Genomic DNA, 25508 nt, shown 5'->3' with positions numbered 1-25508 from the left:
CCTTCGGCAGATGCTGCGGCGCCGGGCCGGACAACGCCTCAGGCGTGCAGTCCGGCCTCCGAACCCTCGACCGCCAGCGCCCCATCCTGCGCCACGCCGCTGCCGCTGTCGAGCTTGTAGCGGGAGAATACGACCAGGCTCAGCACCTGCGTGGCGGCCGGGATCAGCGAATAGAGCAGCATGATGCCCAGCACCGCGTTGGGACTCTGCGCCACCGCGCCACCCTGCGACGAGCGATAGCCGAACGCACTCATGACGAAGCCGCCGATGAGCGGTCCCATGGCGAAGGCCAGCTTCTCCGCCGCCGACCAGATGCCCGAGAACACGCCCTCGTTTGCGATGCCGGTCAATCGGCGCTGATGCTCGACCGCATCGGTCAGCATCGATAGGCCGAGCAGCAGGAACCCGGTGTTGGTGAACCCGATCAGCACGGCACGCACCAGCACTAGCGCTCCCTGCTCCGTCAGCGTGCCCAGCAGCGGCAGGGATACCAGCACGGGACTTCCCGGTTTCACGAAGATCCATGTGACTGTGATCAGGGTCCACGCGATCGACGCCGCCCAGTAGACGCGGACCTTTCCGAAGCGTTGCGACAGGTAATAGTAGATCGGCTGGCTGACGAGGCTCGCCGCCGCCATGACGACGATAAACTTGGGAATGATCGTCACGTCACCCAGCGCATACAGGTAGAAGTACCCGATCACGGTATAGCCCGAAGCCTGGCCGATCCCCTGCACGAACGCGGTCGTCAGCAGGATGCGGAACGGCCGATTGGCGAACACGGGCCCAAACTGGGCCATGAGCGCGGTCGCGGGTTCGCCACTGGGGAGCAGGCGCTGGTTGCGCAGAGCGAGAGCGGGGATGATCATCGAGACCAGGCACACAGCCGCGAAGATCGCGCCCATGGTGTGCCAAGCGCTCGCACCGCCGCCCAGCGAGAGCACCAGCGGTTGCGCTACGCCCACCCCCAGGATCACGCCGCCGATGGTCGCGATCATGCGGAAGGTCAGGATACGGGTCCGCTCATGCGTGTCGGGCGACAGTTCGGCGGCAACAGCAAGGTAGGGCACGGAGTAGAGGCTGAACGCGGTCGAGGCGATCCAGAACAGCACGCACACGCCCGCCGCGGCGAGGTATGGACCACCATAGTCGGTGATGGTGAACAGCGCCAGGAAGCCCAGGCTCGTCAGGATCGCTCCCCATAGCAGGAACGGCGTGCGCCCGCGCCGATCCTTTACGCGATCCGACCACACCCCGACCAGCGGATCGCAGACGATCAGCCATAGCTTGGGGATCAGGATGACGATCCCCGACAACCACGCCGGCACGCCCAGCATCGTCGTCATGAACACCGGCAGCAGCACTGCAGGCGTATCACGAAAGATCTGCGCGCCGAGCTGTCCGACACCGTACCCGGCAACGGTCGGCAAAGGCACTTTGCCGCCGGTATGCGCAACGCTGACTGTCATCCGCGACTCTCGTTAGTTCGATATCCTGGCAGCATCACACCCCCCAGTCCGATCTCGGACCGAGATCAGCTGAATGACCACCTGACGAGAAAAGCCCGTTCGCCGCTCGAATTGCCGTGGCCTGCCGCACCGGCTACATCGAGAACGTCGGCAGCCCGGCGCAGGGTACGGCCGGCGATATCTACGAGGCGGGCCGCACCGGACTGGATGCGCGGCTAGGCTATCAGCTGCTGGAAGGGGTTGAGGTATTCGGCTCGGTCTCCAACATCGCCGATGCGCCGTTGGCCTACTACCAGACCACCCGGCGGCAAAAGTACTCGCGCGAAACCTATGGTATCAACGCCGACTTCGGCGTGAGCGCCAGGTTTTGATGGTGGTTCGGTTTGCCCGCCATCGCCGGCACCGTGCAGGATCTCGGCAAGGTGTGCTTCCAGGACACCCGTTCGCTATGTCATGGATAGCGTCGGTGTGCCGGCACCGACATGGAACCTAGCCAGATCGTACGCTGACGTCATGGGATCGTTGGGATCGACGATGGCCCTGAAGGTCACGTCCGCGGCTTTCGCTGTCAAGTCGACCCGGCCGTAGCCGCGCACGGTGTTGTCGGCGAACCGGTAGAGGGGGTTCTCGGCGGTGTTGGCCTTCAGCAACGTGTCGCCGGCGAAGGTTGTGATTGAGCCGCCGATGAAACTTGGCGCGATCGGTCGGCCCTGATGCTGCAGCTCGCTTGCCACAAAGGCGTGTATGTCGCCGCCGATCACCAGAGGGTTGCTGGTCCGGTGGCGTTGCCACGCGTCAAGGATGCGGTCGCGGGTGGCGTCGTAGCCGTCCCAGGTGTCCACCGTCTGCAGGCGGCGGGGGGACGAAGGCGCTTCCGGATCGCGGCGCGGATAGGGTGTCATCTGGGTCTGCTGTGCCAGCACATTCCAAGTGGCGGGCGAACCTGCCAGCGAGGCGTCCAGCCATTGTTCCTGCGCCTTGCCCAGCATCGTGCGGCTCGGATCGCCCAGTTCGGGGCATGGCGCGACGATGCTGGGCCCGCGGCGATGCGCGGTGAGCAGCCCGAGCGGGTGGCAGGCGCGCGCGGAGCGATATTGCCGATCATCGAGGATCTGAAACCGCGCCAGCCTCCCCCAATCGAGTTGCCGGTACAAACGCATGGCCGCCCTATCGGGACGCGACGCGCGGCGCAGCGGCATGAACTCGTAATAGGCATGATAGGCAGCGGCGCGCCGCCGTGCGAACTGGGCAGGATCGCCATTGTCCTGGTCCAGCAGGTCGGCATAGTCGTTGGCTACCTCGTGATCGTCCCAGGTCACCAGCCATGGCGCGATCGCATGCGCGGCCTGCAGCTGCGGATCGAGCCGGTACGTGGCGTAGCGGATGCGATAGCCCGGAAGGTCCATGCACTCAGGATTGATGTGCACCCGGATCGTGCCGACAGATGGCTTGGCCTCGTAGATATAGTCACCGAGGAAGAAGATAAGGTCGGGATCTTCGGCGACAGCATTGGCCCAGGCACCATAGAAGCCGTTCTCGTACTTCTGGCACGAGCCGAAGCAGAAACGCAGCCGATCGACCGCGGCTCCAGGCGCCGGTGCTGTCCGGGTGCGGCCGATCGCGCTGGCCTGTCCCTCAACGAAGAAACGGTACCAGTAGTGCCTGTCGGGTTCGAGGCCGGAGACCTCTACATGAACCGAATGGCCCCACTCCGGCTCGGCATAGCCCTCACCTGCCTGCACGACGCGGCGCGCGGTCTCGTCGGCGTAGACTTGCCAGCGGACCGGCACCCGGCGATGCGGCATGCCTCCGTCCGCCTGGAGCGGCCTTGCCGCCAGCCGCGTCCATAGCACCATGCCATCCGGCCCAGGTTCGCCTGAGGCGACGCCGAAGCTGAACAGCGCCTCGTTGCCCAGCGCGAAAGCGCGTCCGAACGCAAGGAGGGCTGGCGCGGCGGCAAGCCCGGCAAGAGTGGTGCGGCGTTGGATGAGCATGCCGGACTGCCTGGCCGAACGGCATTTCAGGATCGTGACGCTTGCAGCAGCGTGCCGGTCATCGATCTGCCATCAAGATGACGCGATCCCGTCACAGCCTGCTTTTAGAGGCGCCCCACGACAGGGGGCGATCCGATGAAATCTGCATATGTCCGCAGCGCGATGGCGCTGATGATGGCCGGTGTCTGCCATGCGCCGATGCTCGCCAGCCAGGCGCACGCGCAAGATGCGATGTCGCCGGACGCGGTACCGGGTGCAGACAAGGACCTGCCGGCCGAGGATATCGTCGTCACCGGCCAGCGCGAGGCGCAGCGCGCCGCCCGTGCAGCCAAGCGCGACGCCTTCGTCGTCTCCGACGTGATCTCGTCGGACGACATCGGCAAGCTGCCCGATCACAACACCGCCGCCGCCCTGCGCCGTATCCCGGGCGTCTCGGTGCAGGAAGACCAGGGCGAGCCACGCTTCCCGGTCCTGCGTGGTCTGTCCTCCACCTACAACCGCACCACTGTCGATGGCGCGATCGTCTCCGGCGTGGACGAGAGCGGGCGCACGGTGCCGCTCGACATCGTGCCATCGGTGATGGCCGGCCGGGTCGAAGTCATCAAGACAGTAACGCCCGAGAACGACGCCAACGCAATCGGCGGCATCATCAACATCGAAACCCGCTCCGCCTTCGACGCGAAGAAGGACTTCTTCTTCAACGGTATCGGCTCTTACGGCATCTACGAGCAGCATGGCGACGTCCGCAACGATAAGCCGTCGATGCGCTTCGCCTTCGCCAGCGGCGGCCGCTTCGGCGCGGATCGCGAATGGGGCGTGGTGATCGGCGCCAGCTTCGAGCAGCTCGACTACGACATCCCGCAGATCGAGGTCGCCAGTCCCTCCGTCCGCGAATACACGGCCGCGGGTGCGCCGGTGAACTCGGGCGATCCGCGTGGCAACGACATCCAGGTGCCCACGCAGCTGCGCCTGTTCTATTATAACAACACCAAGCAACGCGCGGGCGCCAACGCCAAGATCGAGTATCGCGGTGACACCTTCCGCTGGGGTGCCAGCGGTATCTTCGCGCGCACCGAGGACGACGAGGAGCGCATCGAGTTCCGCACCGAGCCGCTCACCTCGGGCGCGTTCGGCACTGTGCGCAATCAGACGCCGACAAGTGGCAGCTTCACCGGCGGTCGCAACATCATTCAGCTGAACCAGCCGATCACCAAGCGCCGTATCCTGATCGGTCGCACCGAGGCGGAGTGGAAGCCGAAGGACCAGTTCACCATCGATGGCGACGCAATCTATTCGCAAGGGCGGCTGCGAGTGCCCAACGAGTCGATCGAGTTTCGCACGCGCGACGCGCAGGCGGGCAACTACGCCTTCAGCTACGACACGTCCGGCTTCTACCCGGTGTTCACGCCGGCGAACGAGGCGGCCAATCGCAACCCAGCCAACTTCTTCCTGCAGCAGCAGCGCAGCCAGGAACTGCGCACGCTGGAGAAGAGCAACCAGTTCCGCCTCAACGTGGCGTGGGATGATGGCGCTGCGCTCAAGCTCAAGACGGGCGGCGTGTATCGCACCACGCGGCGCACGTTCAGCAACCTGCAGACCGACTACACCGCCGGCAGCGGCTTTGCCTACTCGCTCGACGCCGTCGACGTACCCGGTCCCGAAAAGCTGATCCGCGGCCGCTACCGGATCAATCCGCGCATCGGCGTTGAGGAGTATCAGGATTTCTTCGCCGCCAACCAGGGCCGCTTCACCACCACGGTGCGACCCGATAGCGGCGCCTATCGCGTGGAGGAGGACGTCTACGCGGGCTACCTGCAAGGCAGCGTCAAGTTCGGCGATCTGACCCTGCTGGGCGGTCTGCGCTACGAGCATACCAAGATCGATTCCACCGGCATCCGCGCGCAAGGCGCCACGCTGACGCCGGTCGAGAATGGCGGCAGCTACGACAATTGGCTTCCCGGCGTGCACTTGCGGTGGGACGTGAACCCGCAGTTCCTGGTCCGTGCCGCCTGGACCAACACGATCGGCCGACCGGATTACGGCTCGCTCGCGGCTTCGGAGAGCCTGACGTTCGACGGCAGCCAGGCTCGTCTGACCCGCGGCAACCCCGGCCTGCGCCCCCGCAAGAGCGAAGGCTTCGACCTCAGCTTCGAGGCTTATCCGCCGGACGGCCTGGTCTCGGTGGCCGTGTTCTCCAAGTCGATCAGCAACGAGATCTTCTCGATCACCGCGGTCGAGACGCTGGACGTGGGTCGCGGTGCCGAGCAGGTCTTCGTCACCACCCCGCGCAACGCCGAGACCGCACGCATTCGGGGCATCGAGCTGGGCGTGCAGCAGGCCCTCACCTTCCTGCCCGACCCTCTCAACGGTTTTGGCGTCAGCGGCAACGTGACGCTGATCGATTCCAGGTTCACCTTCCTGACCTCGGCCGGGCCACGTGTCACCGGACTGTACCTGCAACCGGACGTGACCGGTAACGCCTCGATCTACTACCAGCGCGGCAAGTTCGAAGGTCGGGTGTCGTACAACTACATCGGCGGCTTTCTCGAGACGATCAACGACACGATCCCCAACGCCGACCAGTACTGGAAGGGACGCACGACTTTCGACGCCAACATCAGCTATCGCATCACGCCGCAGCTGACGATCTACGCGGAAGGCCAGAACCTGTCCGATGCCGGCCGGCGTGAGCTGGTAGGGCCTAACCAGGACTTCCTGCAGGAATCGGCGGAGTACGGACGCACCTTCTTCTTCGGCGTGACGGCGAGCTTCTGATGTTCGGCGCGCTCCTGCTCATGCTCGCGGCGGCGCCATCGGCCGCTGCCCCTGCCAAACCCCCTAGCTCCATGCCCATGGTCGCCGGCACCGCCGAAACCCTGCGTCGCATTCCCGCTCCGGAAGCCCGGCAAGGCGTGGCGGTAGGGCCGAACGATGTCTGGGCCATCGCCAATTACCGGATCGCTCGCTACGACAAGCGCACGGGCGAAAAGCGCGCAGCCTGGGCCGGCGATCCGCAACGCTTCCCCCACATCAACAGCTGCGCCCTGATCGCCAGGGAGCTGGTTTGCGCCGCCTCCAACTTCCCGCAAGTCCCGCAGACCAGCTCGGTCGAGATCTTCGATCCGCAGTCCCTGGTACACAAGCGCTCGGTCTCGCTCGGCATGCAGATCGGCTCGCTGACCTGGGTCGACCGCCGCGACGGCGCCTGGTGGGCGATGTTCGCCAACTACGACGGCAAGGGCGGCGAGCCGCCGCGCGACCATCGCCATACCCAGCTCGTCCGCTTCGACGATGCCTGGCGACGCACCGAAAGTTGGGCGCTGCCGCGCCAGATCCTCGAGCGTATCGCACCCATGAGCATTTCCGGTGGTGGCTGGGGGACCGATGGAAGGCTGTATCTGAGCGGCCACGACTTGCCCGAGCTTTACGCCGTGACCCTGCCCAAGGGCGGTGCCACGCTCGATTATCGCGGCACATATGCCATGGCCGCGGAAGGCCAGGCAATCGATTGGGACGAGAGCGCACCGTGGCACTTGTGGGGGATCGCCCGCAAAGGCGGCGAGATGATCGAGATGCGTCTCGCGAATTGACTAGGCTTATCAATCGATGATTGACCTAGATTAAAGGAAGGCTGAGCCGGGCGCCCTCAGCAATACGAACAACGGCATCGGCGCTGCACGGATCACATCGACGAGCAACCGGGCACTCGCCGGTTGACCCTCCGCGATCGCAGCCAGCAGCGCTTGATCCGTCATGTCGACTACGTAGACCCTGTCGCCCACGCACTCGCGCGAGCCGCTTATCGCGGACCTCAACGCCAGCGATCCATCTTTCGCGCTTGTGCCGGGAAAAGGCAACGGGACGAGCGGTATAGCGGGGCAGGCTCTCCCTGGAAATCGCAGTGCCTTGCGGCTCTTGCGCAGGTCGATGGTTGGCCGAAATTTACCATCGCCGTTGCACTGCCGGTTACGCCTGAGCGCGTATTGCAGTGCCATAGAAAAATCGGAGTCGCACCCCCCCTCATGCCTCGCGTGACCAACCCTGTTTCCGCACGCCGCGCCCGTTCCGCATTCCGGATCGGCGGATGGCTGCGCCGGCTGGCGCGAGACCAGCGCGGCAACACGTTCCTGATCGTGGCGGCCGCGATCATCCCGATGCTGGCGGTTGTGGGCGGCGGCGTCGATATCAGCCGCGGGTACCTGTCGCGCACACGCCTGCAGCAGGCCTGCGACGCGGGCGTGCTGGCGACGCGCAAGAAGATCGGCGGCACCGTCATCACCAATCAGGTCATCCCGACCGATGCCAATGCCGTGGGCACGCGGTTCTTCAACCTGAACTTTCAGGATGGGGCCTACGGCACCTCGGGCCGCACCTTCGCGATGACCTTGTCGCCGGACTACACGATCAACGGTACAGCCAGCGTCAGCGTGCCCACTTCGGTGATGAAGCTGTTCGCCGTGGATGCCCTGCCGGTCACCGTCCAGTGCTCGGCCCAGTTTCACTACGCCAACACGGACATCATGATGGTGCTCGACGTCACCGGCTCGATGAACGAAACCAACACTGGCGACACCAGCCCCAAGATCTCGGTTCTGCGCCAGACGGTGAAGGACTTCTACGCCTCGATCGAGAGCAACAAGACGCAAGGCACGCGAATCCGTTGGGGCTTCGTGCCCTACTCGACCAACGTCAATGTCGGCTACCTGCTCAAGTCGGGTTGGATAGCGGACTCAACCGATCTGGAGAGCCGCACGGCGGTAAACTCGGGTTGGAATGCGAAGTGGCGCTACCAAACCGAAACCGTCAACGTGAGCAGCCTCAAGTCCGGCGCCAGCAGTAACCTGCCCAAAGGTACATCGCTGAACATGAAGATCGGCGGCACGGCTGCATCCCCTTCCCAAGTGGCCGTCCCGTTCGAGGGCTGCATCGAAGAGCGCAAGACTTACGTCATTAATGATTACAACAACGTCGACCTGACGAAGGCTCGCGATCTCGATATCGATGCGGTTCCCGATAGCAGCAAACCCGATACACAGTGGCACATTATGCTTCGTGACGTGTCTTATCTACGGGCAGTCAACTCCTGGGGTGGATACTGGTCGCCCAGCGCCGTTGAATCGAGCTCCGACTACGTGAACGCCGCTGATTACGGCTTTGCCGCCTGCCCGGCCGAGTCACGCAAGCTCGCCGAGATGACTGCGAGCCAAGTGGCGACATATGTCGATGGCTTGGTTCCCGCCGGCAGCACCTACCACGACATCGGCATGATCTGGGGAGGTCGCCTGATCTCGCCGACGGGCATCTTCGCATCCGAGAACGGCGATGTGAATGGCCGCCCGTCCAGCCGCCACCTGATCTTTCTGACGGACGGACAGACTGCACCCTCGGATTTCTCTTACGGCACATACGGCATCGAGCCTCTGTCGCAGAGGCGCTGGAACTCCAGTTCACCGTACAACCTGACGCAGACGGTCGAGAAGCGCTTCAGCTACGCCTGCAATCAGGTGAAGAACAAGAACGTTACCGTCTGGGTGATCGGCTTCGGCACAACGGTTCCTACTCTGATGAAGGATTGCGCCGGCTCGGGACACTGGTTCCAGGCGGCCAATTCAACACAGCTGAGCAATGCCTTCGCAGCCATCGCCGCTTCGATCGGCGACTTGCGGATCATCAAATGATCCGCCGGCTGAGCAATCTCCAGCGTGACCGGCGCGGCGTCAGCGCGGTGGAGTTCGCGCTGCTGACACCCGTGCTGCTGATCGCGCTGCTCGGGCTGCTGGACCTGGGTTACAACATGTACACCGCGTCCATCCTGGAAGGCGCGATCCAGGCCGCCGCACGCAGCTCCACGCTGGAGAACGCCTCGTCCAAAGCGACTGCGATCGACGATGCGGTGACGAAGGCGGTGCAGGACATCGCGCCCAAGGCGACGATCGCCTTCCAGCGGACCGCCTATCCCTCGTTCTCGTCCACCGGCAAGCCCGAGGACTACGACGACAACAACCACAACAACAAATGCGACAACGGCGAACCATACGAGGACGTCAACGAAAATTCGAGATGGGATGCCGACCAGGGCAGCGTCGGCCTGGGCGGCGCGCGGGACGTGGTCGTCTATCTGGTGACCGTCACCTACCCGCGCCCATTCCCCATCGCCAGCATGCTCGGCGCGCCGTCCACGTACACTCTCGCGTCCAAGACCGTGCTCACCAACCAGCCCTGGACCAACGTGGTCAAGGCGCCGCCAGTCAGGAATTGCACGTGAGCCGTCTGCGCACCATCAAGCGCCGCCTGCAAGCGCTGCGCGGCGACCGCGGCGGCCTCGCCATGACCGAGTTCGCGCTGATCATGCCGTTCTTCCTCACCGCCGGACTGTGGGGCGTGGAGCTGGCCAACTATTCGTACATGAACATGCGCGTGGGCCAGCTCGCGGCCCAGATCGCCGACAACGCCTCGCGCATCGGCGACTACTCGAAGCTACAGAACCGCAAGGTCTATGAAAGCGACATCGACGACCTGTTGATCGGCGCCGGGCTGCAGGCGGGAACGCAGATGGACCTGTTCAATCGCGGCCGGATCATCATCAGCAGTCTGGAAAAGAAGACGACCGGCCAGCAGTACATTCACTGGCAGCGGTGCCTGGGCAAGAAGAACGTCACCTCAAGCTATGGTGTCCAGGGCGACACGCGTGCGGTCGGCATGGGTCCGATGGGTAACGAGGTCTACGCGCTCGACGACAAGGAAGCGGTGATGTTCGTAGAGGTGCAGTACGATTACCTGCCGCTCGTCAGCGCGACCTTCATCGGCACGCCCAAGCTCGTTTCGATTTCCTCGTTCACGGTGCGCGCCAGCCGCGACATCAGCCAGCTGTACCAGACCACGCCTGCGAGCCCGTCGATGACCTGCAACAAGTTCACCAACGCGGTCGCATGATCGCAAGCGGAACGACCGGATAGGTCGCCGCCCCGGATCAACTCCGAGGCGGCGGTTCCATCACGTCGAGGGCGTCGGCGGCTTCTTGACGACCTGCCCCGCCCACTCGATCTCGCCTGCATCCGGCACGGGCTCGGAAGTGGGTTCGCCGACCGGAGGCCTGGCGACGATGCTATCTTCGGAGCGTTCGTCGGGCCCTTCGCCCTGCACACCGCCAAGATCGTCGCTTACGTGCTCGGGCAAGTCGTCCGGTGCCGCGGTCGGTTCTTGAGGCGCCCCGTCGCTGGGCTTGTCTTGCGCCATTGCGTTGTTCCTGGCCTTTCGCCGTCAGGGCATCGTACGCAGGACATCGGCTGCGGCGGATGAGCTGGCGGGCGGCGCGTCCGGATCCGACTGAATGCGGGCCTGGTCGCTCAGCGGGCCGCCGGCCAGGGCGACATGGCCCGTACTGCCGGAACCGCCGCCTTGTACGGCCTGGTTCTTCTGCAGGTAACGGTATCCGGCATAACCGAGTGCCCCGAGGGCAGCGAGTTTGACGAGCATGCTTCACTCCTGGTGTTGAGCAGGAGCAACGCATGGAACCGCCGGAAAGTGCCGGTCGGCTGATCCCGGCTATCGTCCGCCCTGGCTCGTGCCGGCGGTCAGGCGTTCCCGACCACCCAGCACGCCAGCGTCATCAGCAAGCCTGCAAAGCGGTTGGAGCGGAACCGATCGAGCGCGTTGCCTTCGCCGCTCAGGTTCAGGGTCGCCACCTGCCACAGCAGATGCAGCGCCATCGGCAGCAGTGCCGCGAGAGCGAGCCAATCCGGCCGCAGCAGCCAGAACGCGCCGGCCCAGCAGAGCACCGCCAGCACGTAGAACGCGCCGACGCCGCCGCGCACGTGCGAGCCCATCCGCAGCGCAGAGGAGCGCACACCTACCAGCGCATCGTCCTCGCGGTCCTGCAGCGCGTAGATGGTGTCGTACCCCACGACCCAGGCGATCGAGCCGGCATAGAGCAGCGCCAGCGTGGCCAAGGCATCGCCGCGCATTTCCACCCATCCGACCAGCGCCGCCCAGGAAAACACCAGCCCCAGCCAGGCCTGAGGCCACCAGGTGATCCGCTTCATGAAGGGGTAGGCTGCGACCGGCGCCAGGCTCCCCAGCGCCACCAGCTGCGCCTGCCATCGCAGCTGCAGCAGCACCACGAGCCCGACCAGGCACAGCGCGACCAGCCAGGCCCAGGCCGTCTTGCCGCTCACCCGGCCACTCGCCACCGGTCTGGCGGCGGTGCGCGCCACTTGCCGGTCGATGTCGGCATCGACGATGTCGTTGTAGACGCAGCCCGCCCCGCGCATGACGATGGCGCCCAGCAGCAGCCAGGCGATCAGGCCCCAGCGTCCCTCGCCGCCAGCCAGCAGCACGCCCCATGCGCCCGGCCAGAACAGCAGCCACCACCCGATCGGCCGATCGAACCGCGCGAGCAGCGCCAGATCCCGCAAGGTCGGCGGCAGCGCGGCGACCAGCCCGCGATGCTGGGTGTCGGGAACGATCTGAGACATGGCGGCGTGATTAGCGGGCATGGGCCCCGTGCGCCACCTTCTCGATCTTGCCGCAGCGGAGGACCCGGATCGTAGCCGTTACATCTCAGCGGTCGGTCTCTGTCTCTCGCAGGATGGGATAGGTCGCGGCATGCCCCTGATCGCCGGGCACATGAGCGAGAAGCCAGGCGAGCCGCGCTTGCGCGTCTGCCTCGAACGCGGGCTCGGCTGCCAATTTCGCCTCGAAGGCGCTGCGGATCGCTCCATCGCTCGCCAGCAGAGCGTCCGCCGTCGGCGCCCGCACGAAGTCCTCGGCCGAGGATGGCGCAGAGAGCAACTCCGGGAAGAAGCCCCATGCGAGGAACGAGTCCGGCGCCTCGGGCTCGAGCAGCGCCGCCGCCAGCAGGCCGAGGGGTTGGTCCGACTCCACCCGGATGGTTCCGGCCGGTAGCGTCCGGCGCACGGTCTCGTGCACGAAGGATGCCTTCAGCGGCATCCGGCCGTCCTGCGCGCGCTGCACCGTCGCATCGCGCAGGCGGACGCGATCGAGCGTCATGGTTCGTGGCGCCGCCAGCGTGTCGAAGCGGATCCCGTGCAGACGCAAGCGATCGACGACCTCGGCTTGCTCTTGGGGCACCCACCATGCCTTCGGGAGCGCGACGGTCGTAACCGGATCCTGCCCCATGATCGGCATGCGCATGCTGATCGGCTTGCCGGTCCAGCGCTGTTCCAGGCGGCCGCTTGCGGGGGAGCGGTATGTCTCGAAAGCGATGCCCTTGAAGTCATCGATCCAGCCGATCGGCTTGGGCGACGGCTTCCAGCTCGCGAGCATCGTCGTGGGCCGGCTGCCACGATCGCGAGCTTTTGCCGCCTGGATTCGATCCCGATCCTGCGCTGCCAGCTTGAGGGCCGCTTCCATCAGCACGTAAGTGCCAAGCACGCGCTGGCGGTATGGCTTGAGCATGTGGTTCTCGACCAGCACGGTCGGGACCGCGATGAAGTCGCCGTAGCCGGTGGAGTAGCGCGGGCCTTCGGGAGCCTGACGGATGCCCTTCCCGGGTGCGCGCGTGTCGATCGGACTGGGGTAGATGGTCGGAACGTGGCCCGCGCCTGCCAAGGCCTTCGAGACGTGCGGCCCGAAGCGCTCCATCAGCCAGTCGGCCGTGGCGCGATGGTAGGCGTAGCGGCCCCATCCGGCGTAGGTGAAGGTCACATCGTACTGCATGTCGAAGCCGTCGCTGACGTGGCAGTCGATATAGAGAATGGGGTCGAGGCGGCGCAGGAGGCCGATCATCGCACGCGTCTCCGGCGCGTCCGCCTTGGCGTAGTCGCGGTTGAGATTGATGTTGCGGGCGTTGCCGATGGTGCCCTTTTCAGACGGGCCGCGCAGGGCCGGGAAGTTCCAGCGGCTCATCCGCTCGTGCCCGTCGACGTTGTAGATCGGCACGAAGACCAGATCGACCCGGTCGAGCAGGGCGTGCTTGCCCCGCATGGCGATATCGCGCAGCAGCATGAGCCCGGCATCCTTGCCGTCGATCTCGCCCGAATGGATGCCGGCCTGGATCAGCACGACGGGCTTGGCCGCTCCCCCCTTGCTGGCGCGCACCATCAGCAGATCGCGGCCCTCTCCGCTGGAGCCGAAGGTTTCCATCGTGATGAGCGGCGACGCGGTATCGAGGCGCTCGAGCCAGGCGCGCGTCTCGTCATAGCGAGGGGTGGTGACGAACCCGGCCCGTTCGGCCGGCGTGATCCAAGGATCTTCCGGTGCAGCGATCAACCGCTCGCTCGCACCGGACCAAGGCAACGCGGGCGGCAGTGCCGCAGCGGGCATGTCCGGCAGCATCGTGGTCGCCTGGCCGATGGCGCCGGACGCGGTGAGCAAAGCCACCATACTCAGGGAATGTAGAAATCGCATGAGGTCCTTGCTTCAGAAGCTGGCGCGCACACCGAAGGAGGCGGTGCGCGGCGCGCCGGGTTGAACCCAGACGGGTGAATAACTGTTGGCATACCAATGCGTGTCGAACAGGTTCGTTACCGAACCGAACAGCGCGACATCCTCGATCAAATCGATTTGCCCGAAAACGCGCACCAGCGTGTGCGAGGGAAGCTGGAAATCGGTCCCGGTCTCGCCGTTGCGCTCTCCCACGTACTGGACGCCGGCGCCCAGCATCGCCTTGCGGTTGCCGATCGAGAAGCCCTTGGTGGCCTGGACGTTGAGGTTATGATCGGGAATGTTGATCAGGGGATCGCCCGGCTCGATCTGGAACGAGAAGTTCGGGTCCAGAACGCGCGATCGGGCCTCGGCATCGGTATAGGCATAGCTCAGCAGCACATCGAAGCCGCCGGGCAGCTTGCCCATGACGTCGAGTTCGATGCCGCGGCTGCGCGCCTTGCCGATGGCGACCGAGAAGCCGGGGTTGAGCGTGTCGGTGGCAAGCACGTTCGATTTTTCCAGCTGATAGACCGCCAGCGTGCCCGTCAGCCGTCCACCAAGCGCGGTCAGCTTCACGCCCGCCTCGATCGACTTGCTCGTCTCGGGCTCGAACACCTCCCCGAACGCATCGGCGCCGATGTTCGCGCGGAAACCTTCGCCATAGGCCGCGTAGAGCGAAAGCGGCTTGCTCAGCTCATAGACGATCCCGGCTTGCGGACTGAACCGGCTGCGCTTGCGACGGCCCTGTACGTTCGTCAGCCGATTGTCGACACGCAGCAGGAAGTCGTCGAAGCGTCCACCGATGCGGACCTGCAAGCGGTCGGTCAGGCTGATCTGGTCCTGCACGTAAGCGCCTATCGCGCGCTGTACGTCGAGGCGGTTGGTGATCGGGGCAGTGACAGGCACCGGATAGCGCCCGTACACGGGGTTCTGCAGATCGAGCACGTAGCCGGCCTGGTCGCTCGTCGTCGGCGTGACCACCGGACCACGATAGCGGGTGAAGAACTGGTCGGTGGCGAAGTCATCGAAGTCGGCCCCCACGAGAACGCGATGGCGCAAGGGGCCGGTCGCGAACTCGCCCGTGAGCTCGGCGCGTAGGACGCTGTGTTCCGACGTATAGCGCCGGGTCCGCCGTTGGCGAGACAGCGAGCGGCCATCGACATAGAGCTTCTGGCGAGCCCGCGCCGTCTCGGCATCGGACGATGCGCCGGTCAGCAGCGTGTCGCGGTGGCTGGCGCCTACCAGGAGGCTCCAGCGATCGCTGAAATCATGCTGCAAACGCAGCTGGTGCCCGGTCGCCCGTGCTACGGTGTCTCCGTCGGCAGGCTCGCCCAGGAACCGCGACCGGGGAACGGCTCGCAAATCGCCGTTCAGCGCCACGATGCCGCGGTCGAACGGCACTTCCACCCGCGTCCATTCGAAATCGTACGTCAGCCGGGTCGCGGTGCCCAGCGACACGCCGATTGACGGCAGAATGCCCCAGCGCCTTTGCTGCACGGTGTCGCGGAACGTATCGCCTGCTTCGGCATAGCCGATCAGCCGGGCGCTGAGCTTGCCGGTCACCGCCAGGTTCGCGTCGGCCTCGGCGCGGACAGTGTCAAAGCTGCGAAACTGGAGGGATGCGCTGCCGAAGGTGCTGCCCAGTTGGGCCTGCTTGGTGACCAGGTTGATCGATCCCCCCGGTTCGCCCCGGCCGAGCACGGCGGCTGCGGGACCTTTGAGCACCTCGACCCGCTCGATCCCGGCAACGTCGCGCTGTCCGCTGAAGCCGCGCCCGGCGTTGAACCCGTTGACCAGGTAACCGCTCGGCAGGTTCTCGTCGCCCGCGAAGCCGCGCACGGCGAAGCTGTCCCAGAGGTCGCCCAGCGTGTTCTGCCGCACGACCGAGGCGTTGAGGTCCAGCGCGTCGGTCAGGCGCAGGATGGCGTTCTTCTCGATCTCGGCGCCGTCGATGGTGGCGATGGCCTGCGGGATCTCACGCAATTCGAAGTTCCCGCGATAGGGCTGGCGCACGCCGCTGACGATGATTTCGCCGCGATCGGCTTGCTCCGCTTCCTCTGCCTCGGCCTGCGCGGGCGAGCCGGTGAGTGCGAGGAACAACGGAATGGCCACGGTGGCCGGGCCGGTGCGAGGTGACGATCGCAAGGTGCTTCCTTTCGGCGATGGAATTGAGCAGCGACGCCGGGTGCCGCGACGCGCCTATGCTCGTGATGATATAACATCGTCAATGATATCTTGTTACATCGCCTGAGATCCGCCAGAGGGATCCGGCACAGGGGTCGCCATGAGTCACGACCATGACCCTGCCGCAGGCGAGCAACGCGAGGTACCGATGCCGACGACAGACCCGATCCTGATCAGCGACCTGACGCTCGGTTACGGCACGCATACGGTTCTGGATGGTCTGTCGCTCGCCGTGCCGGCGGGCAGCATCACCGCGCTGCTGGGTGGCAACGGAGCCGGCAAGTCGACCACGTTGTCGGCTCTCCTCGGCTTTGCGCGTGCACGGACTGGGACGATCACGGTGTGCGGGATCGATCCTGCTGCCGACCCTGACGAAGCGCGCCGTCTCATCGCCTATCTGCCCGAGAACGTGGCACTGTACGATCATCTCTCGGCATTCGAGAACGCAGACTATCTGCTGGCGCTCTCCGGAGAGCGTCCGAAGCGCGGCACGATCGAGGATGCCTTGTCGGCCGCAGGACTTCAGGACCGGGCATGGCATCGGCGGCTCGGCGGCTTCTCCAAGGGCATGCGGCAGAAAGTCGCCATAGCCGTCGCGCTGCTGCGGCAAGTCCCGGTTCTGCTGCTCGACGAGCCGACTTCGGGACTGGACCCGCGCGCCACGGCGGATTTCAACGCGTTGCTGGCCGAGGTCCGAGCGCGTGGCACCGCCGTGCTGATGGTCACGCACGACCTGCTCTCCGCTGCGGATATCGCGGATCGCATCGCATTCCTCGAAGCCGGCCGTGTCGAACACGAGGTCGCCGCCAGTGGTGAGGAGCGGTTCGACGTACGGAAGCTGCATGCGCGCTTCCAGCTCGGCGCCGGACGCCTCGCGGCATGAGCACGGCTTGGCTCATCGCGCGCGACGAGTTGCGCATGATGGTTCGCAACCGGCTCGCCATGATCGGCATGGGGTTGCTCCTCCTTCTCACCTTGACCGCCGTGGTCAGTGCCTGGGCCCACCAGCGCGGCATCGCCGAATTGCGCGCGCGCCATGCCCAAGCTGCCGAAGCGGCGTTCGACGCCCAGCCGGATCGTCACCCACATCGCATGGTGCACTACGGCACCTTCATCTTCCGCCCGCTCGGCCCGCTCGCCGCTTTCGACCCGGGCGTGGACGCGTTCACCGGCAACAGCATGTTCCTGGAAGGCCACCGCCAGAATACCGCCAACTTCGGCGACGTGCGGCAAAGCTCGCTGCTGATCCGTTTCGGCCAGCTGACGCCTGCCTTCGTGCTGCAGGTGATCGCGCCGCTGCTGCTGATCTTCCTGGGCTATGGCGTACTCGCCCGCGAAACCGAGCAGGGCACGCTGCGGGTGCTGATGCTGCAAGGGGCGAGGCGCTGGCAGGTCGTTGGCGGCAAGCTGCTGGCGCTGGGCCTGGTGGCGCTGATCGCAGGTGCGCCGGCGATGATCGGCTTGGTCGCCATGGCGCGCCAGCCTGGAGCTCTCACCCTGCCGATGCTGGCGATCGCAGCCGGCTACGCCGCCTATCTGGCGCTTTGGACGATCCTGATCGTCGTGGTCTCGGGCTTCGTTCGCCGCGGCCGCGATGCCCTGCTGGCGCTGACCGCCTTGTGGACGGTCTCGACCATCCTGCTGCCGCGTGCCGCGGCCGACCTGGCGAGCGCCGCGGTACCGCTGGCGAACCGCCTGCAATCAGACGTCGCCATCGCCCGCGATCTGCGGGCGATGGGCGATAGCCACAACCCGGACGACCCGCACTTCGCCGCCTTCAAGCAATCGGTGCTGGATCGTCATGGCGTCAGCCGGGTCGAAGACCTGCCGCTCAACTACAAGGGCATCGTCGCCATCGAGGGCGAGCGCATGACGTCGTCTCTGTTCAATCGCTACGCCGCCGCGAGTCACGCCGCGCAGGCACGGCAGAATGCCTACGTCGACCGGATCGGCTTGCTGAGCCCCGCAATCGCGCTGCGCTCCTTGTCGATGGCGGCAGCGGGCACGGACCTTGAAGGGCATCGCCGCTTCCTCGACCAGGCCGAAGCGTACCGTTACGCCCTGGTGCAGCGCTTGAACGCGATGCAGGCGCAAGCCGTCAGGTTCGCCGACGACACCGCCACGGATGCCGACGCCGATCGCCGCAAGCGCGTCTCGGCCTCTCACTGGCAGGCGGCGCCAGACTTCCGTTTCGTCGCGCCGGACGGTGCGACACTGGCGGGGGCGGCCCTGCCCGGCCTTGCCGTGGTGCTGGGCTGGCTGGTCCTTGCCTTGGCTGCGCTGGGCCTCGTCACCCGCCGATTGGGGGCACGCCGATGATCCTGCTTGCGCATGAGCTTCGACTGTTGCTGCGCCAACGCCTCTCGGTAATGGCGCTTGCCTTGCTGGCGACACTTTCCGCAGCCTCATTGATCCTGGGCATGAGCGAGGTGCAGCGGCAACGTGACGCGATCGCAGCGATCCCTGCCGCGCAGGCCGAGGACATCGCCGCCGTCGCGGACTACGTCGATCGCACCAAGGACGCCGGCAGCGCCGCTTACTACAGCTTCCACCCGACCTGGGACGCCCCTTCCGCGCTGGCCTTCGCCGCGCTCGGGATGCGCGACGTCTCGCCCTACATCCTGCGAGTCCGGGCGCTGGGGCTCGAGGCGCAGATCTACGACGGGGACACGTTCAATCCGGAACTGGCGCTACCGGGCAGGTTCGATTTCGCCTTCGTGCTCGTGTTTCTGGCGCCTCTGTTCGTGATCGCGCTGTTCCACGATCTTGTCTCGGGCGAACGCGAGGCTGGGCGCCAGCGCACTCTGGACGCCCTTCCGCGCGGTGGCCGGAGCCTGTGGCGGCGGCGCAGTGCCCTGCGCCTGTCGCTGCTGTGGGCGGCCCTGGCGCTCCCGTTCATGCTTGCGGCTGCATGGGAGCAAGTGGCGGTCGGCGCGATCCTGGCCGTGCTCGCCGTGGCCATGGCTTACCTGCTGTTCTGGGCAGGGGTAGCGGCTCTCGTCAGCCGCTTGCGCTGCAGTTCGGTCACCAACGCGGCGGTGCTGGCGTCGGCCTGGCTGCTTCTTGTCTTGATCGTCCCGACCCTGGCGAACGTCGCGATCAACGCGGCGCTGCCGATCGACCAGGGCGCCGAGATCGCGCTGGCTCACCGCGAGGAGGTGAACCGGGCGTGGGACATCCCGCGGGAGGATACGATGCGGCGCTTCTACGCCCGTCATCCCGAGTGGAGCCCTTCGGCGCCTCTTGGCCCCGAGTTTCACTACAAGTGGTACCTGGCCTTCCACCAGAACGGCGACGAGAGCGTGGCCGGGCGCGTACGTGCCTACCGCGCGGGACTGGAAGCCCGGGATGCGGCGGCGCGAGCGACAGGTTGGATACTCCCATCCGTGGGCGTCCAGGCCCTGTTGATGCGCCTGGCGCAAACGGATCTGGCTGCACAGTTGCGCTATCAGGATCGCATCCGCTCGTTCCACCGACGCTTGCGGACCTTCTACTACGGCTATCTTTTCACGGATCGCCCCTTCGACAGGACCGACTTCGATCGCGCACCCCGTTTTGGCGGCGATATCTCGTAGCGTGCCCGCGCCGGCGCGAAGCTGCCTGATGAATGCCCGGAACTCGCACAAGGTCGGATCGAAGCTCGATGACAAAGCGCTCGGCCCCGGTTGCGCGGGGTAGCTGGAGCCGAGCACAGGTCGTGAGGCAAGACACGCCGCCTTGCCTCACGAGCTTACATGTCGGCGGCGGTGGGTCGCACGATGATCTCGTTGACGTCCACGCCGTCGGGCTGCTCGATCGCGTACCGGATGGCGCGCGCGATCGCGTCCGGCGTCAGCGATTTCTTGCGCCAGGTGAGCAGGCCGTCCGCGATCTCGGGCACGCTGATGTCATGGCCAAGCTCGGTCGCCACGACTCCGGGCGAGATCAGCGTGGTTCGCACCTCGTCATGTTCCTGGCGCAGGCCCTCGGTGATCACCTTCACGGCGTGCTTGGTGGCGCAGTAGACCGCGGCCGTCGGCATGACCATGTGCGCGCCGACCGAGGCCACGTTGACGACATGACCGGATCCTTGCGCCACGAAGCGCGGAAGCACGGCGGCGATGCCATGCAGCACGCCGCGCACGTTCACGTCGATCATGCGATTCCACTCGTCCAGCTTGACTGCTGCGAGCGCGGACAGTGGCATCACGCCGGCGTTGTTGACCAGCGCATCGACCTGGCCGAACCGCTCGACCGCGGCGTCTGCAAAGGCCTGGAAGTCGGCTGCGTCCGTCACGTCCAGTGCGCGCCACGCGACGTTGTCGCCGAGTTCCTGCGCGAGCGCCTCGAGCCGCTCGGTTCGGCGGGCGCCTATGAACAGCCGGGCGCCGGTTCCGGCAAGCTCGCGCACGGCGGCCTCGCCGATGCCGCTGGAGGCGCCGGTGATGAGGATGGTCTTGTCGATGGTAGGCATGTGTCGTCTCCACTGCTCAGGGTTTCAGGAGCAACGGCGATATGGAGCACGGCGAGGCGGAGACGTTAGGCCGATCGTCCGGCAGACTTGCCCGATCCTACGAAGTTGAGTGTCGACGCCTTGCCAGCCCTGCATGCGATGAGGCAATAAGCCGCTATGCGCAACGCCACCCATCTCGCCGACCTGATCGCAAGACATCTGCCGTCGACAGGCATGGTTGCGACTTCCCTGCCCGGTCTTTCGCTGTTCCGCGCCGATGCGCCCAGCGCACCCCTGCCTGCCGTCTACGAAGCATCGGTTTGCCTGATAGCACAAGGCGCCAAGCGCGTGGCGCTCGGTGACCAGGTCATCCTGTACGATGCGGCCCATCATCTCGTGGTGTCGCTGGACCTCCCGCTCGTCGGCCACGTCGTCCAGGCCAGCCAGGACGCGCCATACTTGTGCTGCAAGATCGACTTCGATCTGAGTGTACTCAGCGATCTGGTGCTGGCAGCCGGAAACGAGGTGGCGATCGCGTCGGCACCCGTTCTCGCCGCTTATCCGAAAGATCCTGAGTTGATCGATGCGGCCTGCCGCCTCGTCGGCCTGCTGGACCTACCCGGCGATGCCGCGGTCCTTGCCCCACTTGTGGAGCGCGAAATCCTGTACCGTCTGCTGCAGGGGCCGTGCGGCCCCATGATGCGGCGGATGGCGGCCGCCGACGGCCACCTCGCTCGCGTCGCACGTGCCGCCGCCCACATCCGCGAGCGCCTGGACCGGCCACTGCGCGTGGCGGAGATCGCCGAGGTCGCCGGAATGAGCCAGTCCTCGTTCCATCACCACTTCAAGGCCATGACGCGGCTGACCCCGCTGGAGTACCAGAAACAGCTGCGCCTGCAGGAGGCCCGTCGCTTGATGCTGGGCGAAGGCGTCGGCGCATCGGCCGCCGCCTTCGCCGTCGGCTACGAAAGTCCATCGCAGTTCAGCCGTGAGTACAGGCGCCTGTTCGGCTCACCGCCATCGATCGACATACGTCGTGCCCAGGTGGACGATCGGAACCTCGTCGCTGCCTAGGGTTACGTCGAGGATCGAGCGCGACCAAGTCGAGGTCGGTGGGCGCCTGTATTGCAGGGCTATCCTGGGACGAGACTGGCGAGCCCCTTCGAGGAGGAGCTTCGCCCCGATGCGGAGAGCGGGGGGTGCAAGTGTCCTTCTTACCCCCCGGCGCTAGCCACCTTGGAAGTACGGGTGTGCGAGGACACGTTCGGCATTGCGGCGTCCCACTGTGGCATCGTTCATGAGCCGTGCGCCTGCCACGGTGCGGTAGACCGCGACAGCAGCCTCGATGCGCTTGAAGCGCGCGCCGCTCGCGGCCAATCGCGTGTAGAAGTCCCAATCGTTGCAGTTGTGGAAGCTGGGATCGAAGCCCTGCACGGCTGCTGCGGCCTCGCGGCGGACGATCGACCACGAGGGACCGATCACGCCGCCGCTCGCGAGCGCGGCGCGCAAATCGCCACCGTCCCAGCCGCACTCCGCAGGCTGGGCAACCCCGTCTTCCTCCATGCGGAGGAAGTGGCCGACGACCAAGTCCGTCTCGCGCATCAGCGTCGCGCTGAGGAGGGCGCCCGCCGCTCCCGGGAGCCAGACGTCGTCGCTGTCGAGGAACGCCACCCAAGGCGAACGGCACAGCGCTAGGCCGACGTTGCGGGCGTTCGAAGCGCCGGCGTTGCGCGCCAGGATCGCGGCAAGCACCCGGCCGGGCTGTGCATCGGCAAGGGCGTGGATCGCTGCGGCGCTGGCATCGGTGCTGCCGTCGTCGACCACGATCACGCGGGTCGGTGCGTGTTCCTGCGCCAACACGCTGGCGACCGCATCGGCCACCACGTGAGCGCGGTTGTGGCAGGGGATGACGACATCGTAAGCAGGCAGGGAAAAGTCGGTCGGGAAAACATCGGTGATCGCGTGCATGCCGCAGCTATGTGCGCTGCAGCATGCCCGAGCAAGACCGTTTTGGCTGGCTGATCAGCAGGTTCACAGAGTCATCTTCGCACCTGCGTAGACGTAGCGGCCAACCGGAGAGATCGGCACGTTGGTCTCGAACCCGATGTCCGGCTTCTGGTTCGTGAAATTGTTCACGCCGGCGTAGAAGGCGAAAGCTTCGCCGACCTGATACTGTGCGCGGATGTCGTGCTGCCACAGCTCCTTGAAGCGGAAATACTCGGGCGCGACATAACTGGGGTTGTCGGCCGTATCGACACGAGGGAAGCGGCGCACGCCGTTCTGCCAGCGCAGGTTGTAGTTCACCGTCAGCTCTCCCAGCGTCCAGGTGGGCGAGAACGTCAGGTTGTACTTGGGCCGGAACGGACGATCCCGATTATCCTCGACATCGGCGCCGATGGTGGGGATCTGCTCCAGCCGGTGGAGATAGCCGCCGACCAGGCGCACGTCGAAAGTGCCGATCCGGGCCGTCGGGATCTGGTAGGAGGCGTTGAACTCCAGGCCGGCCGTGCGGAACGCGGCGACGTTCTCGGGCTGCACGATGTAGCCATCGATATAGCCGCTGCCGGCCTGGCGGCTGATCGCGTCACAGAACGGGTTATCCGTCGTCGGCTGGTCGACGCAGAGCTCCGCGATCGTCGATGCGCCGGCCGTGTTGATCGCATCCTTGATGCGGATGTCGTACCAGTCGACTGCGACCTGCAGGCGCGGCAAGGGCCGCAGCACCAGGCCGGCGGTCCAGGTGCGGGCGGTCTCCGCCCTGAGGTTGGCGTTACCCTGCACGGCGCCGGGAATGTTGACGTTGGCGTTGGGATTGTTGGCGTTGGTGAAAGTGGCTGGATTGCCTCCGGCCGCGGTGATCAGCGCCGCGCAGTTGGCCGCGCGGAATTGCGTACCATCGCCTCGCGCTCCGAGGTAGCAAGGATCGGAGATGAAACCGCTGTCGCCGGTGCGGGGGCGGAACACCTCGGCGATGTTGGGCGCGCGCACCGACTGGCCGTACGAGCCGCGCAGAGTCACCGCCTCGACCGGCGCCCAGACGCCGTTGAACTGATAGGTCTTCGTGCTGCCCACCGTCGAGTAGTCCGAATAGCGGCCTGCCGCGCCGACCGAGAGCAAGTGCGCGAAGGGCCGGTCCTTCAGCAACGGCAGGTTGATCTCGCCGAAAGCTTCCCAGACGTCGAACTTACCGCTCGACGCGGTCGGAATGACGTACTCGTCGAACTGGTAGAAGACGTTGTCGACCAGCTCCCGGGCAGGCCGGAACCGGCTGGACTCGCGCCGGTACTCGCCGCCGAAGGCGAACTGGACCGGACCACCGGGCAGCTCGAACAATGCGCCGAAGTCGCCGCTGAGCGAGGCATTGACGACGTGCTGCTCCAGCCGTGCATTGCTGACCGGATCGAACAGGTAGTAGTCGTAGGAGGCGGGGTCGACGGTGTTGGCGCCGAAGGTGTTGACCGGCACGCATCCGGCGGCCCTGGCGGAGGCGGAGCGGCACACGATCTGCCCGGTGGCCGGGTCGCGCACGGCATCCAACGCGGCGGTGAAGCGGTCGCTCAGCCGATCGTTCAGCTTGGTCGCGCGCACGTCGGTACGGCCGTAGGTGTAGTAGGCGTCGTAGGTGGCATGGTCGGAGATCCGGCCGGAAAGATCCACCACCCCGCGCCAGGTGCGGCGACGGTTCTCCTCGCCGCGACGGGGAATGTCGAAGTTGTTGCGGTTGATGTCGATCGACGTCAGCCCCGCCTGCTGTGCCGCAGCCAGGATCGTGGGCGGGATGAACGGATTGTCCAGCGTGACCGTGGCCGGATAGTTGCCGCCATAGCCGCTGAAGGTGCGCGCGGTGCTCTGGACGAACTTGCCCTCGAGGCTGATCTTGAAGGCCTCCGACGCCTCGAACCGGCCAAGCAGGTTGACGGCATGCCGCTCGGTCTTCGGGAAGATGTCACCGATGTAGCCTGCGACCGGGGTATCGTCGCCGCCGGTCGAGTAGCCATCGTTTTCGAGCACGGTGCCGGGCGTGTAGATCCGTCCATCACCGCGGTAGCGCACGCCGCCGATGTCGACGATGCCGTACGTCGAGCTGTCCGGATAGCGGATGTCGCGCAGCGGGCCTTTCTGGTAGCTGCCCGCCACCGCGGGATCGTAGCCGTTGAGGTTGACGAAGTTCGCGCGGTTGACGCTGCGCAGGTATTCGCGGTCGTCGTTGGCCAGCGGGTCCTCGGCATTGTACTCGTAGGCGAGCGTCAGGTTGGCGCGGCCATCGGCAAAGTTGCGGCCGGCGATGATCGAGGCGAAGCGGTTGCCGGCATCGCCTTCCTGCGAGATGCCGACCTGCGCGCGTGCGGCCACGCCGTCGAAGTCGCGGCGCAGCACGAAGTTGACCACGCCCGAGACACCGTCCGCACCGTAGACCGCCGAGGCCGCGCCGGTCAGTACGTCGACCCGCTCGATCAGGTCGGTCGGAATGGTGTTGATGTCCACCGCGGCGCTGTTCGGCTGGCTGGCGACGTGGCGGCGGCCGTTGACCAGCACCAGCGTGCGGGCGACGCCCAGTCCCCGCAGATCGAGCAGGTTCAGGCCGACCTGGCCCAGCGCGCCGTCGACCTGCGCGTTCCCTGCGGTGCGGGTGTTGTCGAGCGAGTTGGTCAGCGCCGGCACGCGCTGCAGGAAGGTGGTGACGTTGGTGTTGCCCGACTGCGCGATCGCGGCCGCATCGAACGAGACCACTGGGTTTGGCGCGGCATAGTCGGGCCGGCGGATGCGCGAGCCGGTCACGACGATCATGTCGTTCGCACTCGCATCGCTGTCGCCGGGCGCGGGCGGTGCTGCCTCTTGCGCCATGGCGGGTGAGCCGGCCAGCATCATCGCGGAACCTGCGAGCAGCACGCTGCGCATCGTGAATGTCTTGATCATGCCCTGAGCACCCCTGCTTGGCCGGCTTTTCTCGGATCCGCCGTTTGAAGGGGAACAGCCCAACATTCAATTTGTTACGATCGCCCTCGCGGGCAACTGGCGCGCGGGCCATGGGTTGGCCAATAC

General features: G+C 66.0%; 20 protein-coding genes. 10 read left to right on the top strand and 10 right to left on the bottom strand.

Annotated features, from left to right (window positions below; genetic code table 11):
* Positions 1 to 38 precede the first annotated feature (38 nt).
* Entirely contained in the window at positions 39 to 1469 is a 1431-nt protein-coding gene (locus HNO88_RS09975; RefSeq protein ID WP_184244625.1) for an MFS transporter, read from the bottom strand.
* A gap of 116 nt (positions 1470 to 1585) precedes the next feature.
* On the opposite strand from HNO88_RS09975, the gene HNO88_RS09970 reads away from it, so the two are divergent.
* Entirely contained in the window at positions 1586 to 1840 is a 255-nt protein-coding gene (locus HNO88_RS09970; RefSeq protein ID WP_184244623.1) for a hypothetical protein, read from the top strand.
* 75 nt (positions 1841 to 1915) lie between these two features.
* On the opposite strand, the gene HNO88_RS09965 is transcribed toward HNO88_RS09970, so the two are convergent.
* Positions 1916 to 3463, bottom strand: a complete 1548-nt coding sequence (locus HNO88_RS09965) for an alkaline phosphatase D family protein (RefSeq protein WP_184244621.1) — start codon at positions 3461 to 3463, stop codon at positions 1916 to 1918.
* Positions 3464 to 3598: 135 nt separating this feature from the next.
* On the opposite strand from HNO88_RS09965, the gene HNO88_RS09960 reads away from it, so the two are divergent.
* The 5 genes from HNO88_RS09960 to HNO88_RS09940 all read left to right on the top strand — a co-directional run bounded on the left by HNO88_RS09960 (position 3599) and on the right by HNO88_RS09940 (position 10396).
* Entirely contained in the window at positions 3599 to 6238 is a 2640-nt protein-coding gene (locus tag HNO88_RS09960; RefSeq protein ID WP_221419933.1) for a TonB-dependent receptor, read from the top strand.
* Entirely contained in the window at positions 6238 to 7053 is an 816-nt protein-coding gene (locus tag HNO88_RS09955; RefSeq protein ID WP_184244619.1) for a hypothetical protein, read from the top strand. The genes HNO88_RS09960 and HNO88_RS09955 overlap by 1 nt, the downstream gene beginning before the upstream one ends.
* A 432-nt stretch (positions 7054 to 7485) precedes the next feature.
* Entirely contained in the window at positions 7486 to 9141 is a 1656-nt protein-coding gene (locus HNO88_RS09950) for a TadE/TadG family type IV pilus assembly protein (protein ID WP_184244617.1), read from the top strand.
* The gene (locus tag HNO88_RS09945) at positions 9138 to 9728 is read left to right on the top strand and encodes a TadE/TadG family type IV pilus assembly protein (RefSeq protein ID WP_184244615.1); all 591 of its coding nucleotides are present in this window, start codon (positions 9138 to 9140) and stop codon (positions 9726 to 9728) included. Before HNO88_RS09950 ends, HNO88_RS09945 begins: the two co-directional genes overlap by 4 nt.
* Complete coding sequence (locus tag HNO88_RS09940) at positions 9725 to 10396, top strand: TadE/TadG family type IV pilus assembly protein (RefSeq protein WP_184244613.1); 672 nt, start codon at positions 9725 to 9727, stop codon at positions 10394 to 10396. The genes HNO88_RS09945 and HNO88_RS09940 overlap by 4 nt, the downstream gene beginning before the upstream one ends.
* Before the next feature lie 60 nt (positions 10397 to 10456).
* Here HNO88_RS09940 and HNO88_RS09935 read toward each other — a convergent pair whose 3' ends face one another.
* The 5 genes from HNO88_RS09935 to HNO88_RS09915 form a co-directional block, all read right to left on the bottom strand.
* Complete coding sequence (locus HNO88_RS09935; protein WP_184244611.1) at positions 10457 to 10699, bottom strand: hypothetical protein; 243 nt, start codon at positions 10697 to 10699, stop codon at positions 10457 to 10459.
* A 24-nt stretch (positions 10700 to 10723) separates the two neighbouring features.
* Positions 10724 to 10939: a hypothetical protein gene (locus tag HNO88_RS09930; RefSeq protein WP_184244609.1), complete on the bottom strand. Its 216-nt coding sequence runs from the start codon at positions 10937 to 10939 to the stop codon at positions 10724 to 10726.
* A 98-nt stretch (positions 10940 to 11037) separates the two neighbouring features.
* The gene (gene ubiA / locus HNO88_RS09925; RefSeq protein ID WP_184244607.1) at positions 11038 to 11937 is read right to left on the bottom strand and encodes a 4-hydroxybenzoate octaprenyltransferase; all 900 of its coding nucleotides are present in this window, start codon (positions 11935 to 11937) and stop codon (positions 11038 to 11040) included.
* 85 nt (positions 11938 to 12022) lie between these two features.
* A complete protein-coding gene (locus tag HNO88_RS09920) occupies positions 12023 to 13831 on the bottom strand; it encodes a M14 family metallopeptidase (RefSeq protein WP_312857045.1) in 1809 nt (602 codons plus the stop codon).
* A 12-nt stretch (positions 13832 to 13843) separates the two neighbouring features.
* Positions 13844 to 15994 (bottom strand): TonB-dependent siderophore receptor, encoded by a 2151-nt coding sequence (locus tag HNO88_RS09915; protein ID WP_221419932.1) that lies wholly within the window; start codon positions 15992 to 15994, stop codon positions 13844 to 13846.
* Between the two features lie 139 nt (positions 15995 to 16133).
* Between HNO88_RS09915 and HNO88_RS09910 the strand changes: the two genes are divergently transcribed.
* The 3 genes from HNO88_RS09910 to HNO88_RS09900 are packed head-to-tail and all read left to right on the top strand — an operon-like array spanning position 16134 to position 19608.
* Positions 16134 to 16916: an ABC transporter ATP-binding protein gene (locus HNO88_RS09910; protein WP_376768767.1), complete on the top strand. Its 783-nt coding sequence runs from the start codon at positions 16134 to 16136 to the stop codon at positions 16914 to 16916.
* A complete protein-coding gene (locus HNO88_RS09905; RefSeq protein WP_184244605.1) occupies positions 16913 to 18352 on the top strand; it encodes an ABC transporter permease in 1440 nt (479 codons plus the stop codon). Before HNO88_RS09910 ends, HNO88_RS09905 begins: the two co-directional genes overlap by 4 nt.
* Positions 18349 to 19608 carry a DUF3526 domain-containing protein gene (locus HNO88_RS09900; protein ID WP_184244603.1) on the top strand — a complete coding sequence of 420 codons (1260 nt, stop codon included), beginning with the start codon at positions 18349 to 18351 and terminating at the stop codon, positions 19606 to 19608. Before HNO88_RS09905 ends, HNO88_RS09900 begins: the two co-directional genes overlap by 4 nt.
* Before the next feature lie 155 nt (positions 19609 to 19763).
* Here the strand turns inward: HNO88_RS09900 and HNO88_RS09895 are convergent, their stop codons facing one another.
* Complete coding sequence (locus tag HNO88_RS09895) at positions 19764 to 20486, bottom strand: SDR family oxidoreductase (protein WP_184244601.1); 723 nt, start codon at positions 20484 to 20486, stop codon at positions 19764 to 19766.
* A gap of 213 nt (positions 20487 to 20699) precedes the next feature.
* Between HNO88_RS09895 and HNO88_RS09890 the strand changes: the two genes are divergently transcribed.
* Positions 20700 to 21539: an AraC family transcriptional regulator gene (locus HNO88_RS09890; protein WP_312857044.1), complete on the top strand. Its 840-nt coding sequence runs from the start codon at positions 20700 to 20702 to the stop codon at positions 21537 to 21539.
* Between the two features lie 153 nt (positions 21540 to 21692).
* On the opposite strand, the gene HNO88_RS09885 is transcribed toward HNO88_RS09890, so the two are convergent.
* Together HNO88_RS09885 and HNO88_RS09880 are read right to left on the bottom strand one after the other, a co-directional pair.
* Positions 21693 to 22433 carry a glycosyltransferase family 2 protein gene (locus tag HNO88_RS09885; protein WP_184244597.1) on the bottom strand — a complete coding sequence of 247 codons (741 nt, stop codon included), beginning with the start codon at positions 22431 to 22433 and terminating at the stop codon, positions 21693 to 21695.
* A 63-nt stretch (positions 22434 to 22496) separates the two neighbouring features.
* Entirely contained in the window at positions 22497 to 25382 is a 2886-nt protein-coding gene (locus HNO88_RS09880; RefSeq protein ID WP_246381491.1) for a TonB-dependent receptor plug domain-containing protein, read from the bottom strand.
* Positions 25383 to 25508: the final 126 nt, after the last annotated feature.

This window comes from Novosphingobium chloroacetimidivorans (genome assembly GCF_014204535.1).
GTDB lineage: Bacteria > Pseudomonadota > Alphaproteobacteria > Sphingomonadales > Sphingomonadaceae > Novosphingobium > Novosphingobium chloroacetimidivorans.
This window is presented reverse-complemented; position numbering and strand designations above follow the sequence as displayed.

Coding starts and splice junctions, on each gene's coding strand:
- HNO88_RS09930 (WP_184244609.1), bottom strand. CDS start 10,939: ATGCTCGTCAAACTCGCTGCCCTCGGGGCACTCGGTTATGCCGGATAC.
- HNO88_RS09900 (WP_184244603.1), top strand. CDS start 18,349: ATGATCCTGCTTGCGCATGAGCTTCGACTGTTGCTGCGCCAACGCCTC.
- HNO88_RS09895 (WP_184244601.1), bottom strand. CDS start 20,486: ATGCCTACCATCGACAAGACCATCCTCATCACCGGCGCCTCCAGCGGC.
- HNO88_RS09950 (WP_184244617.1), top strand. CDS start 7,486: ATGCCTCGCGTGACCAACCCTGTTTCCGCACGCCGCGCCCGTTCCGCA.
- HNO88_RS09965 (WP_184244621.1), bottom strand. CDS start 3,463: ATGCTCATCCAACGCCGCACCACTCTTGCCGGGCTTGCCGCCGCGCCA.
- HNO88_RS09890 (WP_312857044.1), top strand. CDS start 20,700: ATGGTTGCGACTTCCCTGCCCGGTCTTTCGCTGTTCCGCGCCGATGCG.
- HNO88_RS09880 (WP_246381491.1), bottom strand. CDS start 25,382: ATGATCAAGACATTCACGATGCGCAGCGTGCTGCTCGCAGGTTCCGCG.
- HNO88_RS09910 (WP_376768767.1), top strand. CDS start 16,134: ATGAGTCACGACCATGACCCTGCCGCAGGCGAGCAACGCGAGGTACCG.
- HNO88_RS09885 (WP_184244597.1), bottom strand. CDS start 22,433: ATGCACGCGATCACCGATGTTTTCCCGACCGACTTTTCCCTGCCTGCT.
- HNO88_RS09955 (WP_184244619.1), top strand. CDS start 6,238: ATGTTCGGCGCGCTCCTGCTCATGCTCGCGGCGGCGCCATCGGCCGCT.
- HNO88_RS09905 (WP_184244605.1), top strand. CDS start 16,913: ATGAGCACGGCTTGGCTCATCGCGCGCGACGAGTTGCGCATGATGGTT.
- HNO88_RS09960 (WP_221419933.1), top strand. CDS start 3,599: ATGAAATCTGCATATGTCCGCAGCGCGATGGCGCTGATGATGGCCGGT.
- HNO88_RS09945 (WP_184244615.1), top strand. CDS start 9,138: ATGATCCGCCGGCTGAGCAATCTCCAGCGTGACCGGCGCGGCGTCAGC.
- HNO88_RS09920 (WP_312857045.1), bottom strand. CDS start 13,831: ATGCGATTTCTACATTCCCTGAGTATGGTGGCTTTGCTCACCGCGTCC.
- HNO88_RS09935 (WP_184244611.1), bottom strand. CDS start 10,699: ATGGCGCAAGACAAGCCCAGCGACGGGGCGCCTCAAGAACCGACCGCG.
- HNO88_RS09975 (WP_184244625.1), bottom strand. CDS start 1,469: ATGACAGTCAGCGTTGCGCATACCGGCGGCAAAGTGCCTTTGCCGACC.
- ubiA (WP_184244607.1), bottom strand. CDS start 11,937: ATGTCTCAGATCGTTCCCGACACCCAGCATCGCGGGCTGGTCGCCGCG.